This is a genomic window from Dyella thailandensis (assembly GCF_050749815.1).
In the GTDB taxonomy this organism is placed as follows: Bacteria; Pseudomonadota; Gammaproteobacteria; order Xanthomonadales; family Rhodanobacteraceae; genus Dyella_A.
In genome coordinates this window covers 47,480-62,342 of the sequence record NZ_CP192735.1, presented here as the reverse complement: position 1 = coordinate 62,342, position 14,863 = coordinate 47,480, and the positions used below count along the sequence as shown (strand labels likewise).

At 69.7% G+C, this 14,863-nt stretch carries 15 protein-coding genes; 3 read left to right on the top strand and 12 right to left on the bottom strand.

Features of this window, described 5'->3' with window-relative positions:
* Positions 1 to 66: 66 nt before the first annotated feature.
* From ACQVBX_RS00280 to pdxH, 6 genes are all read right to left on the bottom strand, one after another.
* Positions 67 to 1,338 carry an efflux RND transporter periplasmic adaptor subunit gene (locus ACQVBX_RS00280; RefSeq protein WP_431635903.1) on the bottom strand — a complete coding sequence of 424 codons (1,272 nt, stop codon included), beginning with the start codon at positions 1,336 to 1,338 and terminating at the stop codon, positions 67 to 69.
* Between the two features lie 178 nt (positions 1,339 to 1,516).
* A complete protein-coding gene (locus ACQVBX_RS00275; RefSeq protein ID WP_431635902.1) occupies positions 1,517 to 2,044 on the bottom strand; it encodes a hypothetical protein in 528 nt (175 codons plus the stop codon).
* 88 nt (positions 2,045 to 2,132) lie between these two features.
* Entirely contained in the window at positions 2,133 to 2,339 is a 207-nt protein-coding gene (gene hemP, locus ACQVBX_RS00270; RefSeq protein WP_431635901.1) for a hemin uptake protein HemP, read from the bottom strand.
* A gap of 78 nt (positions 2,340 to 2,417) precedes the next feature.
* Complete coding sequence (locus ACQVBX_RS00265; RefSeq protein WP_431635900.1) at positions 2,418 to 3,218, bottom strand: cobalamin-binding protein; 801 nt, start codon at positions 3,216 to 3,218, stop codon at positions 2,418 to 2,420.
* Positions 3,219 to 3,261: 43 nt separating this feature from the next.
* Complete coding sequence (locus ACQVBX_RS00260) at positions 3,262 to 3,702, bottom strand: secondary thiamine-phosphate synthase enzyme YjbQ (protein WP_431635899.1); 441 nt, start codon at positions 3,700 to 3,702, stop codon at positions 3,262 to 3,264.
* A gap of 3 nt (positions 3,703 to 3,705) precedes the next feature.
* Positions 3,706 to 4,293, bottom strand: coding sequence for a pyridoxamine 5'-phosphate oxidase (gene pdxH, locus ACQVBX_RS00255; RefSeq protein ID WP_431635898.1), 588 nt, complete (start codon positions 4,291 to 4,293; stop codon positions 3,706 to 3,708).
* Between the two features lie 41 nt (positions 4,294 to 4,334).
* Between pdxH and ACQVBX_RS00250 the strand changes: the two genes are divergently transcribed.
* Positions 4,335 to 5,165: a kinase gene (locus ACQVBX_RS00250; RefSeq protein ID WP_431635897.1), complete on the top strand. Its 831-nt coding sequence runs from the start codon at positions 4,335 to 4,337 to the stop codon at positions 5,163 to 5,165.
* A gap of 40 nt (positions 5,166 to 5,205) precedes the next feature.
* Here the strand turns inward: ACQVBX_RS00250 and ACQVBX_RS00245 are convergent, their stop codons facing one another.
* Positions 5,206 to 5,409, bottom strand: coding sequence for a dodecin family protein (locus tag ACQVBX_RS00245; protein ID WP_431635896.1), 204 nt, complete (start codon positions 5,407 to 5,409; stop codon positions 5,206 to 5,208).
* Positions 5,410 to 5,537: 128 nt separating this feature from the next.
* Positions 5,538 to 6,386 carry an NAD-dependent epimerase/dehydratase family protein gene (locus tag ACQVBX_RS00240; RefSeq protein WP_431635895.1) on the bottom strand — a complete coding sequence of 283 codons (849 nt, stop codon included), beginning with the start codon at positions 6,384 to 6,386 and terminating at the stop codon, positions 5,538 to 5,540.
* Between the two features lie 50 nt (positions 6,387 to 6,436).
* Between ACQVBX_RS00240 and ACQVBX_RS00235 the strand changes: the two genes are divergently transcribed.
* Positions 6,437 to 6,976, top strand: a complete 540-nt coding sequence (locus tag ACQVBX_RS00235; RefSeq protein WP_431635894.1) for a shikimate kinase — start codon at positions 6,437 to 6,439, stop codon at positions 6,974 to 6,976.
* Positions 6,973 to 8,064, top strand: coding sequence for a 3-dehydroquinate synthase (aroB, locus tag ACQVBX_RS00230; protein ID WP_431635893.1), 1,092 nt, complete (start codon positions 6,973 to 6,975; stop codon positions 8,062 to 8,064). Before ACQVBX_RS00235 ends, aroB begins: the two co-directional genes overlap by 4 nt.
* 250 nt (positions 8,065 to 8,314) lie before the next feature.
* Here aroB and ACQVBX_RS00225 read toward each other — a convergent pair whose 3' ends face one another.
* The 4 genes from ACQVBX_RS00225 to purL form a co-directional block, all read right to left on the bottom strand.
* Positions 8,315 to 9,229 carry a DMT family transporter gene (locus ACQVBX_RS00225; protein ID WP_431635892.1) on the bottom strand — a complete coding sequence of 305 codons (915 nt, stop codon included), beginning with the start codon at positions 9,227 to 9,229 and terminating at the stop codon, positions 8,315 to 8,317.
* Positions 9,226 to 10,140, bottom strand: a complete 915-nt coding sequence (locus tag ACQVBX_RS00220) for a glycosyltransferase family 2 protein (RefSeq protein WP_431638080.1) — start codon at positions 10,138 to 10,140, stop codon at positions 9,226 to 9,228. Before ACQVBX_RS00220 ends, ACQVBX_RS00225 begins: the two co-directional genes overlap by 4 nt.
* 45 nt (positions 10,141 to 10,185) lie before the next feature.
* Positions 10,186 to 10,917, bottom strand: coding sequence for a hypothetical protein (locus tag ACQVBX_RS00215; protein WP_431635891.1), 732 nt, complete (start codon positions 10,915 to 10,917; stop codon positions 10,186 to 10,188).
* Between the two features lie 71 nt (positions 10,918 to 10,988).
* The gene (gene purL / locus ACQVBX_RS00210) at positions 10,989 to 14,852 is read right to left on the bottom strand and encodes a phosphoribosylformylglycinamidine synthase (protein ID WP_431635890.1); all 3,864 of its coding nucleotides are present in this window, start codon (positions 14,850 to 14,852) and stop codon (positions 10,989 to 10,991) included.
* Between the last annotated feature and the right edge of the window lie 11 nt (positions 14,853 to 14,863).

The window sequence follows — 14,863 nt, the reverse complement described above, 5'->3', positions numbered from 1 at the left end:
GCAACGATCACGGCACCGTTGCGATGGCTGCACTGTCGAGCGCAGGCTCCCCGCCCCCCGTTTTCTTCAACTGCTGATGGCGACGCGCGGCGCGCTCTTGAAGCTGTCGGTACCGGAGATCACGATCTTGTCGCCTTCCTTCAGGCCGTCGAGGATCTCCACCTTGTCGATGCTGCTGGCGCCCACGCGGATCGGCGTCTTGGTGGCGATGCCGTCGCGCACGACGTAGGCGTAGTTGCCGCCGGATTCATCGACGAACGAGCCGCGCTGCACGGTGAGCACGTTGTCGCGCTTGTCCAGCAGCACGCGCACCGACAGGCGCTGGCTCTGGCGCAGCTGCTTGGGCGTAGCGCCGTCGAAGGCCAGGCGCGCGGCCACTTCACCGTTGACCACCTCGGGCGAGATCGCGCTGACCTTGCCGTGCCAGGTGGTGCCGTTGCCGCTGATCTCGCCGGGCATGCCGATGGCCAGGTCGCGGGCGAAGCTTTCCGGCACCTGCATTTCGACCTGCAGCGCGCTGAGGTCGATCACGCTGAGCAGCTGGGCGTCCTTCGCCACAGTGGCGCGCTCGGCGATGAACAGCTGGCCGACCTGGCCGTCCACCGGCGACTTCACGTTGAGGTCGTCCACCTGGCGCTGCAGATCCTTCACCAGCAGCGCCTGGCGTTCGTGGGCGAGCTTCTTCGCCTGGATATCGAAGTTGAGGCTGTCGTTGTCCATGCCCAGGTTCGCCTTGGCATGACGCTCAGCGATCTCGGCCTTCTGCAGGGTGTCGTTGGCGGTGTCCACATCGGTCTTGGACACCGCACCCTTGGCGAAAGCCGCCGTGTTGCGCTCGAGCGTGCGGCGCGCGGCCTGGGCGTCGATCTGTGCGTTGTCGAAGGCCTGCTGCAGCTCGGCGCGCTTCTTCTGCGCATCGATCTGAGCGCGCTTGTATTCCACTTCCATCGCGTCGGCGTTGGACTGCTCCTGCGCCAGCTTGTTGGTGAGCTCGGGGCTGACGATGGTCGCCAGCACCTGGCCCTGCTTGACCGTGTCGCCCGCGTGCACCTTCAGCGTCACTGCGCCGCCAGAGGTGGCGTACAACGTGGGGCTGACGGCCGCGACCACCTTGCCTTCGGCGGCGATGTCGCGCACGAACGGGCCGCGGGTCACGGTGGCGAACGCCAGCCGCGAAGCGCTCACCGACGCGTCGGCGGAGAACAGCCGCATGGCGCCCGGCATCGCGATCGCCAGGCCGGCGACCACGGCGATGCCCACGCCAATCAGTGCGAAACGGCGCTTGCGGTTGGATTTGACCTCGACCAGACGGTCTTGGGCGGAGGTGTCACGGATCATTGCGGTCCCCACGGCTGCGGACAGGTGCAGCCACATGGAGTCTTCAGCAAGCGCCGTGCCAGTCGCCGAAAAGCCCGCCAGACCGCGCCACAGCTGGGCTGGCGGGCTTGTCCTGCGAGTGCGGACAGTGTCCGCGGACACAGGCACGGACAGCCGGACAGGACGCGGACGCCCGCTTTTACCCGCCCAGGCGTACGCCCTCGGCCTGCGCCAGCTGCTGCGCGGTGCGCCAGCTCAGCGCACTGGCCGTGCCGGGCGTGCGCACGCACAGCAGTTCGCACGGGCCGAGCCGCTGGGTGACGAAGCGCAGCCGGCGCGCCCGATCCACGCGCCCGGACGGCACGCCCGGTGCCGCGGGCACGTCGCGCGCGGCAGCGACCAGCGCATCCCACGCCAGGTAATCGGTATCGGGCAGCAGATGCAGGCGCACGCGCGCAACGCCTGCTTCATCGCAGACGGTCAGCGATTCGCGCGGACCGTCGCGCGTCACCGCGCAGGCGTGGCACAGCCATGACGGCTGCGCCAGCGTGGGCAGGTCCGGAGCGCCGTCGGGCGTGCCGCCGGGGCGGTCCGCCCACAGGCAGAGCACGGGGCCGAGATCGGCAAGTGCGGCAGCGAAGCGCCGCCGATCGGGAGTCTTCCAGCGCAGTTCGGCGCTGAGCATCGACGCGCGCGACGACCGGCACGCCATCAGCCAACGTGTCATACAACCCTCCGCAGGGAGGCCCGGCTGATCGTCGTGGAAGACGCTGGCGATAGGCCAGAAACAGGAAGCAGCCGCCGCGAGGCGCGGCTTACTTGGTGAGGATCAGCTTGTCGTTTCGGGTCAGCCGCAGCACGTATTCACCGCCGTGGTGGCGGATCACCAGCTCGCGGCCTCCGGCCAGCAGCTCGTCGCTGGAGAGCGTGCGGGTGCGCCGTCCCGATGCGGCGCCAAGGGTCAAGGTGCCGGCCGGCCGGGCGCTGGCTTGCGCGCTCGTCATCACCAGTGGACGGTTCATGAGGCTTTCTCCGCAATGAGTTACGTATCGGATGATAAGCATTCTCATTTAAGAGTCAATCCGCGCGATGCCTGCGGTTCAGGCCCGCAGGGCCCAGCGCGCGATCACCTGGTGCATCGCTTCGAGGCCGTCGAACAAGGCGGCGGGACCGGGCTGCAGGATGATCGGTGACTTGATTTCATGCAGCTCGCCATCGCGCACCGCGGGGATCGCATCCCAGCCCGGCCGCGCGGCGACCTTCTCCGGGCGAAAGCGCTTGCCGCACCACGAACCGAGGATGATGTCCGGCGCGCGGGCGATCACCGGCGTGCCGTCGGCCAGGATCCGCTGTCTGGCTAGCGGCTCGCGCGCCAGTTCGGGAAAGATATCGTCGCCGCCGGCCAGGTTGATCAGTTCGGCCACCCAGCGGATGCCGGTGATGATCGGCTCGTCCCATTCCTCGAAATACACCTTCGGCCGCCGCGGCAATGCGGCGGCCGCTTCGCGCACGGCGGCGAGGTGCGCTTCGGCGCGCTGGGCATAGGCCTCGGCCTTCTCGTAGGCGCCGACCATCGCACCGAGCCGGCGGATGTAGGCGAGGATGCCGTCCACGCTGCGATGGTTGGAAATCCACACCTCCACGCCGGCCTTGATCAGCTCGCGCGCGATGTCGGCCTGGATGTCGGAAAAGCCGATCGCCAGATCCGGCTTGAGCGCGAGGATCTCGCCGATCTTCGCACTGGTGAACGCCGATACCTTCGGCTTCTCCTTGCGCGCCCGCGGCGGCCGCACGGTGAAGCCGGAAATGCCGACGATGCGGTGCTCCTCGCCCAGCGCGTAGAGCACTTCGGTGGGTTCTTCGGTGAGGCAGACGATGCGCTGCGGGTAGGCGTCGGTCATGAGGCGATTCCTGGAGCGGGAACCGCCCATGCTAACCGCGCACTCAGCCGCCGCCGATCACCGTCACCGTGACCTTGCGCTGATGCGCGTCGGTGCGGTGCTCCCACAGGTACAGGCCCTGCCACGTGCCCAGCGCGAGGCGCCCGGCATGCACCGGCACGGCCAGGCTGACGCCGGTAAGAATCGAGCGCACGTGCGCGGGCATGTCGTCCGGACCTTCGGCATCGTGCCGAAAGAGCGGGTCGCCATCCGGTACGGCACGAGCGAACCAGCGCTCCAGATCCTCACGTACCGTGGGGTCGGCGTTCTCGCTGATCAGCAGCGAGCAGCTAGTGTGCGCCGTGAACACATTCGCCAGGCCCGTCTGCACGCTGCTGGCGGCGACGGCCTGGGCAACCTCATCGGTGATCTCGCTGAAGCCACGACCGCGCGTGTGCACGGTGAAGCTGGTCTGGGCAACGTGGTCGGCGGCGTGACGGCGCATAGGTCAGGGGTACAGCATCCGGTGCGTCCAGGTCTGGCCGTGACGGCTCCAGCGCACGCGTTCGTGCAGGCGGAACTCCGCGCCGTACCAGAACTCGACCATGTCCGGCTCCACCACGAAGCCACCCCAGTGCGGCGGGCGCGGCACGTCGTGGCCCTCGAACTCCTGCTCGTAGCGAGCCACGCGCTGCTCGAAGGTCTCGCGATCGGGCAGAGTCTGCGACTGCAGCGAAGCCCACGCGCCGATCTGGCTGCCGCGCGCGCGCGTGGCGAAATAGGCGTCCGACTCCTCGGCGAGCAGCTTGCGCGACAGGCCTTCCACCCGTACCTGGACGCCCTCGCGCACGCCCTTCCAGTGGAAGTTCAGCGCCACCTGCGGGTGCTCCTCCAGCTGGCCACCCTTGTCGCTCTGGTAGTTGGTGAAGAAGCGGAAGCCCCGCTCGTCCACGCCCTTGAGCAGCACAATGCGCGAACTCACCCGACCGGCGGCGTCCGCCGTGGCCAGGTTCATCGCCGTCGGCTCGCGGTCTCCCGCCGCCTTCGCTTCCTCCAGCAGCTGCACGAAGGTGTCCAGAATCTCGCGTTTGAGCATAAGGTCTTGAATCGTGGCCGGGGCGCGTCATCATGGCGCGGATGAATCACGATCCTAGCACGCAGAATCTGGCCCTGGCCGTGCACTTGCTCGACCATTACGCCGGTCGCATCGCACGCTCGCGACGCCCTTACCTGATGGGCCTTTCCGGCCTGCAGGGCAGCGGCAAAAGCACGCTCGCCCGCGTCATCAAGACGCAGGCCGAAGCGCGCGGCATTCCCACCGAAGTGCTCTCGCTGGACGACTTCTACTACTCCCGCGCGGAGCGCGAGATGCTGGCCAAGGAAGTCCACCCGCTGCTGCGCACGCGCGGTGTGCCGGGCACGCATGAGATCGAGCTGCTGCTGTCGGTGCTCGCCGGCCTGCGCAAGGCGTCGGACAAGCTGCCGGTGCCCTACCCGCGCTTCGACAAGGGTCGCGACACGCGGCTGCCGCCGTCGCGCTGGCCCAAGGTCACCCGGCCGCCGAAGCTGATCATCCTGGAAGGCTGGGCGCTGGGCATCCGCCCGCAGTCGGCCGCCGCGCTGAACGCACCGGTGAATGAACTGGAGCGCAAGGAAGATCCCGACGGCACCTGGCGCCGCTGGGTCAACAAGCAACTGCGCGGCTACCAACCGCTGTGGCGCAAGCTCGACGCCCTGATCGTGCTGCAGGCCCCCAACTGGGACGTGGTGCGCCGCTGGCGCAGCGAGCAGGAGGAGGTGCTGATCGCCCGCCATGCGCCGCTGGCGATGGACGCCAAGGCGATGGAGCGTTTTCTCGCCCACTTCGAACGGCTCAGCCGCCACGCGCTGGCCACGCTGCCGCAGCTGGCCGACAGCTGGGTGGAATACGATACCGAGCGCCACGTCACCGGGCTCAACCACGGCTGAGCCGCCATGCCGGGCCGGGCGACGTGCGCGCCCGGCAGGCTCACTCCACCACGAAGCTGACGCGCATGTTCACGCGCCACTCGGTGATCTTGCCCTTGGGGTCGGTGACGACCTTGATCTCGTTGAGCCATCCGCCCTTGATGTGCTTCACCGACTCGGACGTCTTGGTGAAGCCCTGCTGCACGGCGTCCTCGATGCTCTTGCTGGACGAGGCGCTGATTTCGATGACCTTGGCGACTGACATGGCATGACCCTCTGCAACGCCGCAACGAGCGGTGCGGCACGCCTCCCTGTCCGGCGAAGTGTGTGCCCGCTTCGCCGGAGCGGCACGCCGCAGCGCGACATGGCCCGGACATCGCTGGACTGTCGCGATCAGGCCGCGCCGGGCTGACCCGCCAGCAGCGCGGCGTAGCCGTCGCGCGCGTCCGGCCACCGTGGCGCCCAACCGCTGGCGCGCAGGCGCGTGTTGCTAAGACGCTTGCTGGCGACATCCGCCGGCGCCGGCCCGCCCGCAGGTCGAGGCGCGCCGGCCAGCACCGCGAGGTGGTCGTAGAGCACGTCGATCGGCAGCGGCGTGTCGTCCGCACCGATGTAGAGGGCTTGCGGATCAGGCAGCGCCAACAGGTGGACGATGGCCGCGGCGGCGTCCTCGACGTGGATGCGGTTGGACCAGTGCGTCTGCGCGCGCGGCACCGACGCGGCGCCAGCGCGCAGGCGCTCGATCAGCTGCAACCGCCCCGGGCCGTATAGCCCGGCCAGCCGCAGCGCGATGCCGGTGGACGGCTGCGCGGCGAGCCAGCGCTCGGCTTCCCACAGCACGGCACCATTGAAACCCGGCGGATCGGGCGGCGTTTCCTCATCCACCCAGGCGCCGCCAGCTTCGCCGTACACCGCCGTCGACGAAACGAACAGCACCCGCTTCAGCGCCACCGCATCCAGCGCGGTGATCACGTGACGCAGGCCGTCGACGAACACGGCACGATAGGCCGCCGCATCGCGCGCGCCAGGCGTGGGCAGGTGCACCAGCTGGGTGATGCCCGGCGGCAACGACGGCAACCGCGACGGCTGCGTCATGTCGCCGGCCAGCCAGGTGATGCCGTCGACCGAGTGCGCTGGCGGGTGGCGGCGCAGCGCGAACACCGTGTCGCCCCGCGCGAGCAACCGGCGCGCCACGCGCTCGCCCAGATCGCCGCAACCGGCCAGCAAGACGCGCTCGCTCATGGCGTGGTGATCTCCGTCGTCGGCATGGTGTGCCCTGCTAGCATTCGTGCATGAATCCGTCGCGCAACCTGTTCATCGTCGGCCCCACCGGCGCCGGCAAGACCTCGATCGGTCGCCGCCTGGCTGCGCATTATGGCCTGCCGTTCGTCGATCTCGACCAGGAGATCGAGCAGCACTGCGGTGTGCCGGTGAGTACGGTGTTCGAGATCGAGGGCGAGGCCGGGTTTCGCCAGCGCGAGAGCCAGCTGCTGGACGAATGCAGCCGCCGCGACGGCCTGCTGCTGGCCACCGGCGGCGGCGCGGTGCTCGATCCGCTCAACCGCCAGCGGCTGGCCGAGCGCGGCTACGTGGTTTGGCTGGAAGCGAGCATCGAGCAGCAACTCGAACGTCTGGCCCGCGACAACAAGCGCCCGCTGCTGGCCGGCGAAGACCGCCGCGGCAAGCTCGAGGCGATGCGCGAGATCCGCGCGCCGCTGTACCGCGACGTGGCCGACCTCATCGTCCATGGCGAGCACGAGAACGTCGCCACCGCCACCGAGCGCTGCATCGCCCTGATCGACACCCACTGGAACCGCACACAGGCCGCATGAACGTCCCCGCCACGCACACCATCGACGTCACCCTCGGCGCACGCAGCTACCACGTGCACATCGGCCACGGCCTGCTGGACGACAGCGCGCTGTGGCGCCGGGCGATCCGCGGCCGCCACGCGCTGGTGATCAGCAACACCACGGTGGCGCCGCTGTATCTCGAACGCGTTGCGAAGGGGTTGGACGGCCTGCAGTGGGACACGTTCCTGCTCGACGACGGCGAGGCGCACAAGAGCTTCGACAACGTCGGGCGAGCGCTGGCCGCGCTGGCCAAGCTCGGCGCCACCCGCGACGCCTGCGTCATCGCGCTGGGCGGCGGCGTGGTCGGCGACCTGGCCGGTTTCACCGCCGCCTGCTGGATGCGTGGCATCGACTTCATCCAGTTACCGACCACGCTGCTGGCGATGGTCGACTCCTCGGTCGGCGGCAAGACCGGCGTGAACCTGCCGGCCGGCAAGAATCTGGTGGGCGCGTTCCACCAGCCGCGTGGCGTGTTTGCCGATATCGATACGCTTGCCACCCTGCCCGAGCGCGAGTTTCGCGCCGGCTTGGCCGAGGTGGTGAAGGGCGCAGCGATCGGCGACGCGGAGTTCTTCGCCTGGCTGGAGGCGCATGCCGATGCGCTGGCCGCGCGCGATCAGGCCGTGATGGCCGAAGCGATTGCACGCAAGGTCGCCTACAAAGCCGGCGTGGTCGCCCGCGACGAAACCGAACAGGGCGAGCGCGCCCTGCTCAACCTCGGCCACACCTTCGGCCACGCCCTGGAAACCGCCGGCCGCTACACCGTCCTGCTGCACGGCGAGGCGGTGGCGGTGGGCATGGTGCTGGCCGCGCAGCTCTCGCAGCAGCTCGGCATGAGCACGCTGGACGACACCCTGCGCCTGCAGCGCCTGCTCGACACGCTCGGCCTGCCCACCGACGTGCCGCCCGGCATGGACCCGCAGCAACTGCTCGCCCTGATGCGGCTGGACAAGAAGAACACCGCCGGCACGCTGCGCCTCATCCTCTGGCGCGGCATCGGCCGGGCGGAGATCGTCGCAGGAGTGAACGAGGCCGACGTGCTCGCCGTGCTGCAAGCGGCCGTGTAGGAGCCCGCTGGCGGGCGATGCCTTTCGCTTCGATGCCGATTCAGAGCGAAGAGCATCGCCCGCAAGCGGGCTCCTACAGGAGCGGGGGCGTGCTTCTCTCGACGGTGCGTCGGTGCGTGATAGATGTGGTGAAGGGGACAGTCGCGAACTCGCCGCCGATCGGTAGGAGCCCGCTCGCGGGCGATGCTTCCGCTCCTGATCCACATTAGAGCAAAGGCATCGCCCGCGAGCGGGCTCCTACGGTTTGCTGTCACACCTCGTGGTGGATCGCCTCGGCCGGTACGGCGGCGGCCTTGCGGGCCTGGCGGCGCGGCGCCAGTTCCACCAGATACATCGCTGCCAGCACCAGCGCGCCGCCACCGAGCATGCGCCAGGTGAGCGACTCGCCGCCGAAGGCCACCGCGAAGCCGGCGGCGAACGCCGGCTCCAGTGTCATCACGATCGCCGCCCGGGTGGCCGGCATGTGGGACTGGGCCCAGGTCTGCACCAGCATCGCGCCGGCACCGGCGGCCAGCGCCATGTAGATCAGCGCGAACCACACGCCGCGATCCGGCGGCAGCTTGAGCCCGTGCGGCAGCGTGGCCAGCAGGCAGACGGCGGCGATCGCCAGCATCTGCACCGTGGACAGCGCGAACGCATCGCCGGGCCGCGACCATTGCCCCAGCCCCACGATGTGCAGGCCATACAACGCCGCGGAAATCAGCACCAGCACCACGCCCTTGTTCACGCTGAAGCCCTGCAGCGACAGCAGCGCGAGGCCACCTGTCGCCAGCAGCACGGCAATCCAGGTGACCGACGGCATGCGTTGGCGCAGCAGCACGGTGCCGAGCAGCGGAGTGAACACCACGTACATGCCGGTGACGAAGCCGCTGACGCTGGCCGAGGCGTAGATCTGGCCGGTGGTCTGCAGCAGTTGTGCCACGCCGTACAATGCGCCCAGCGCCAGCCCCTGCAGCCACTGCCGGCGCGGCAGGCGCCGGAGCGGACCGGCGAACATCACCGTCATCGCCAGCGCCGCCAACACGAAGCGCACAGCGAGGAAGTCGGCCACCGCCACGCGCTGCACCACGTCCTTGATCAGGAAGAAGGTGGAGCCCCATACCGCGGTCACGCCGATCAACGCGATCGTGGCGAGCGCTGCGCTGCGCCCCGCGGCGGCGCTCATGCAGTGGCGCCCTGCACCGGCGCGCGCGCAGCGAGGCGACGCCACAGCTGCCCCGGCACCTTCAACGCGAAATGCGCCCAGATCCCCAGCCAGACGACGGCCGCCAGATGCCACTTGCGCGCGTCGGGATCGAACGTGCGAAACCAGCGCCACATGCCGCGATGCTTGTGCCAGCTGACGAACACCGGCCGGTGCCGGCTGGAGCCGCCCTTGCCGTGCAGCACACGCACGTCGCCGGCCAGCATCACGCGGTAGCCCGCGTCGCGCACGCGGCGGCACAGGTCCAGATCCTCGCAGTGCAGGAAGTAGCGCTCGTCGAAGCCGTCGAGGTAATCGAACACGCGGCGCGACACCAGCATCAACGCGCCGGACACGGCCTCAGCCTCGACCGCATGGTCCGGCATCGGCCCTTCCACGTTGATGCCCTCGCCGGGACGCTTGAACAAGGTGGTGAGCGTGCGCGCCAGCAGCGGATCACGGCGATGGGAGGCCGGGTCGGGCACGCCGTGCGCATCGCACACCACCGCACCGACCAGGCCGGTGCGTGGCTGCGCATCGAACGCCGCCACCAGGCGTTCTACGGTGTCCGGCTCGAGCAGGCAATCCGGGTTGAGCACCAGCAGGCGCGATCCGCCGGCGCGCTTGGCGGCGCGGTTCACCGCCGGACCGAAGCCCAGGTTGGCGTGATTGAAGATCACGCTGAGGCGCGGCTCGTGCTCGTGCGCGCGGGCGACCGCTTCGGGCACGCCGTCGCGCGAGCCGTTGTCGATCAGCAGCACATCGCGCACCATCGGGCAGGCCAGCGCGCGGCGGATGCAGTCGTGCAGGCCCGGGCCGCTGTCGGCCGAAACCACGATGACGCTGACGTCCGGTACGCCCGCCGGGGGCGCGGGAGAGGAATCGGGGGAGATGATCACTGCGCAAGTATGCGCGCGGACGGGCCAATCGAAAACGGCTCAGCCCACGCGCTCGCGGCGCAGGGCGTCGCGCAGCGGCAGTGGCATGCCCGCGTCGCTGCCCTGCAGCCATGGCGATTCGTCGTGCCAACCGCACAGGTGGCGCCGGCGCAGGCGATGGGGTTGCCGCAGGTCGCGATCCCACAGCAGCACGCCGGGTTTCGCTTCCAGCGCCAGCCAGCGCCCGCCGGGGCTGATGGACAGGCGTCCGGGTGGGGCCTCGATGCGCGTGCCGTCGTCGAACACGTAGCCGGCGAAACCCCGCTCGCGCCGGTAGCGCAGGCAACAGCCGCGGCCGTCGTCCAGCACGCTGTCCGGGCTTTCGTCCAGCGTCAGCCACTGCGCGGGCAACAGCTCCACGATGCCGCCCACGCGCAGCGGCGCGAGTGCCATTTCGGGCCACTCGGGCATGGGCGCGTTTGCACCCGGCGCCCGCGCCGCCTCGCGGCGAAGGCCGCGATCCAGCCACGCTTCGAGTCCGGCCAGCAGGGTGAATGCGGCCAGCGCGGCCACCGCGGCGATCGTCCACGCCAGCGCGTCGTCGCCGAGCCAACGCTTGAACGCCAGCACCACCCCGGGCAGGCCCCAGCGCAGCGCGAGCCGCAGCGTGGCGTTGAACGGCTGCAGCCGCTCGGCGCCCACCAGCAGCACGGCGACGATGCCAAGCAGCAGCGGCAGGCCCAGCCACCACGGCAGCAGCACCAGCGCCACCAGCCACAGCGCGAAAGCCATGTGCCGATGCCAGCGCACGGCGCCCACGCCTCAGCCGCCGCGCCGCACGGCCGCCGAACGCGGAGCCTCGCTCAGCCGCACCATGCCCGCGCGTTGCGGAACATGCGCATCCACGGCGAGTCCTCGCCCCAGCTGTCCGGGCACCAGCTCATCTGCACGCTGCGGAACACGCGTTCGGGATGCGGCATCAGGATGGTCACGCGGCCATCGGCGGCGGTGAAGCCGGCCAGGCCGCCGGGCGAACCGTTCGGGTTGAGCGGGTAGTTCTCGGTCGGCTTGCCGCGGTTGTCGACGAAGCGCACTGCCGCCTGCGCCTTGGACGGGCTGCACACGTTGGGAAAGTGCACGCGGCCTTCGCCGTGCGCGACCGCCACCGGAATGCGCGAGCCGGTCATGCCCTTGAAGAACAGGCTGGGCGAATCGAGGATCTCCAGCGTCGCCACGCGCGCCTCGTACTGCTCGGACGCGTTGCGCAGGAACTTCGGCCAGTGCTGTGCACCGGGGATGATGTCCTTGAGCTGGCTGAGCATCTGGCAGCCGTTGCACACGCCCAGCGCGAACTTCGTGCGGTCGGCAAAGAACGCTTCGAACTGCGCGCGCAGATCGGCGTTGTAGAGGATCGAGGTAGCCCAGCCGCGACCGGCGCCGAGCACGTCGCCGTAGGAGAAACCGCCGCAGGCGGCGAAGCCGCGGAAGTCGGCCAGCTTGAACCGGCCGCTGGCGAGGTCGGACATGTGCACGTCGACGGCGTCGAAACCGGCGCGGGTGAACGCGGCAGCCATCTCCACCTGGCCGTTGACGCCCTGCTCGCGCAGGATCGCCACGCGCGGGCGCGCACCTGGCGCAGCGGCCAGCGGTCCGGCAACGTCCTTGGTGATGTCGAAGGTGAGCTTCGGGCTGATGCCCGGGTCGGCGTCATCCAGCCGCCACTCCAGCTCGGCGTCGGCGCTGAGCGGGTTGTCGCGCAACCGCTGCATGGCGTGGCTGGTTTCGTTCCACGCCTTGAACAACGTGCTCCAGTGCCATTTGAAGGTGGCCTCGTTGCCGAGGTACAGCTTGATGCCGAGCTTTTCCTTGGGCCGGCCGATGCGGTGGCTCAGCCCGGCCAGGCCGTGCTTGACCAGCAGTGCCTCGAACGCCTCGCGGTTGGCCTCGGCCACCTGCAGCACGGCGCCCAGTTCCTCGTTGAACAGCGCACGCAGGGTCGCTTCGGCCCAGCCGTCCAGATGGATCTCCAGGCCGCAGTGGCCGGCGAAGGCCATCTCCAGCAGCGTGGTGATGACGCCGCCGTCGGAACGGTCGTGATAGGCCAGCAGCAGGCCGGCGCGGTTCGCTTCCTGCACCAGCTCGAACAGCCCCTTGAGGCGCTTGACGTCTTCAAGGTCCGGCGGCACGCCGCCGGCGCGGTTGAACACCTGGGTCAACGCCGAACCGCCGAGGCGGTCGCGGCCGCCGCCCAGATCGACCAGCCACAGGTCGGACGGACCACGGTCGAGCTTGAGCTGCGGGGTGAGCGTGCGACGCACATCGTTGACGCGGGCGAAGCCGGTGATCACCAGCGACACCGGCGCCACGGTGGACTGGCGCTGACCGTTGTCGGTCCACACCGTCTGCATCGATAGCGAGTCCTTGCCGACCGGGATGGAGATATCCAGCGCCGGGCACAGTTCCATGCCCACCGCCTTCACCGCGTCGAACAGCGCGGCGTCCTCGCCCGCGTGGTTCACCGCGGCCATCCAGTTGGCGGACAGGCGGATCTCGCCCAGGTGATCGATCGGCGCGGCGGCCAGGTTGGTGATCGCCTCGCCCACCGCCAGCCGCGCGGCGTCGGCGCTGGAGAGCAGCGCCACCGGAGCGCGCTCGGCCATCGCCATCGCCTCGCCGGTGTAGCCGTCGAAATCGGTGATGGTGACCGCACAATCGGCCACCGGCACCTGCCACGGGCCGACCATCGGATCGCGATGGTTGAGGCCGCCGACGGTGCGGTCACCGATCGTGATGAGGAAGTTCTTCGAGCCCACCGTGGGCAGGCGCAGCACGCGCAGCACGGCTTCGTCCATGCCGATGCCCGAGAGATCCGGCACCAGGTCGATGCGCGGCTTGATGCGCGTGGCGTCACGATGCATGCGCGGTGGCTTGCCGAACAGCACATCCATCGGCAGGTCGATCACGGTCAGGTCGCGGCGCGGGTCGGTGAGCACCAACTGGCGCTTTTCGGTGGCCGTGCCGACCACCGCGTACGGGCAGCGCTCGCGGGCGCAATAGGCCTCGAACTCGGGCAGGTCGTCGGCCGCGATAGCGAGCACGTAGCGCTCCTGCGACTCGTTGCTCCACACCTGCATCGGCGACAGCGAGGGGTCGTCGCAGGGGATCGTCGACAGATCGATCTCGCCGCCCACGCCGGCGTCGTTGAGCAGTTCCGGAATCGCGTTGGACAGGCCGCCGGCACCCACGTCGTGGATGCTGACGATGGGGTTCTTATCGCCGCGCGCCCAGCAACTGTCGATCACCTGCTGGCAGCGCCGCTCCATCTCGGCGTTGTCGCGCTGCACCGAGGCGAAGTCCAGTTCGGCGCTGGACGAGCCGGAGGCCACCGACGAAGCCGCACCGCCGCCCAGGCCGATCAGCATCGCCGGGCCGCCCAGCACGATCACCTTGTGTCCGGGCTGGAGCTCGCGCTTCTGCACGTGATCGGGACGGATGTTGGCGAGGCCGCCGGCCAGCATGATCGGCTTGTCGTAGCCGCGGCGCACGCCGGCTTCGCCGGTCTCGTGCTCGTAGCTGCGGAAGTAGCCACCCAGGCAGGGGCGGCCGAACTCGTTGTTGAACGCGGCGGCGCCGAGCGGGCCGTCGCGCATGATCTCGAACGCGCTGGCCATGCGCGGCGGCAGTGGACGCTCCACCTCCCACGGCTGCGGATGGCCGGGGATGCGCAGGTCCGACACCGAGAAGCCGGTGAGGCCGGCCTTGGGCTTGGCGCCGCGACCGGTGGCGCCCTCGTCGCGGATCTCGCCACCGGCGCCGGTGGCCGCGCCGGGCCACGGCGCGATGGCGGTGGGATGGTTGTGCGTCTCTACCTTGATCGCGTAGTCGATGCGCTCGTCGTGCGCCTTCCACACGCCGTCGGCATCGGCGAAGAAGCGCTTGCCGGCCGAGCCCTCGATCACCGCCGCGTTGTCCTTGTAGGCCGACAGCGTGTGCGCGGGCGAACGCTGGTGGGTGTGCTTGATCATGCCGAACAGCGTGGCGTCCTGCGCCTGACCGTCCACCGTCCAGCTGGCGTTGAACACCTTGTGCCGGCAGTGCTCGGAGTTGGCCTGGGCGAACATGAAGAGTTCGGCGTCGGTGGGATCGCGGCCGAGCTCGGCGTAGCGGTCGGCCAGGTAGTCGATCTCGTCCTCGGCCAGCGCCAGGCCCAGCCGCGTGTTGGCCTCGGCGAGCGCGGCGCGGGCGTCGTTGCCCAGCGCCACGTGCACCAGGTCGCCCGGCGTACCGGCGAGGAACAGCCCCTGCGCCTGATCCAGGTCGGTGAGCACCGACTGGGTCATCGCGTCGCACAGCACGCCCATCACCGCCTCGTGGTCGGGCGCGCCCGCCTCGGGCAGGCCTACCGCCAGCCAGGCCAGACCGCGCTCGACACGGCGCACGTCGAAGCCGGCGCCGTGCAGGATGTCGGTGGCCTTGCTCGACCACGGCGAGATCGTGCCCAGACGGGGCACCACCCACAGGCTGGCCGGCTCCGGCGCCGCGTCCTTGGCTTCCAGCACGTCCAGCAGACGCTGGCGTTCGAGGCCTTCGGGGACCTGGTCGGCATCGAGGAAATACACGAACCACGCCGCCTGGATGCGCGCACCGCGATGCAGGGCATCGAGGCGGGCGTTGAGGCGGTCGAGGCGGAACGGCGAAAGGGCGGTTTGCCCGTCGAAAGCGATCATGCGAGGGGGAA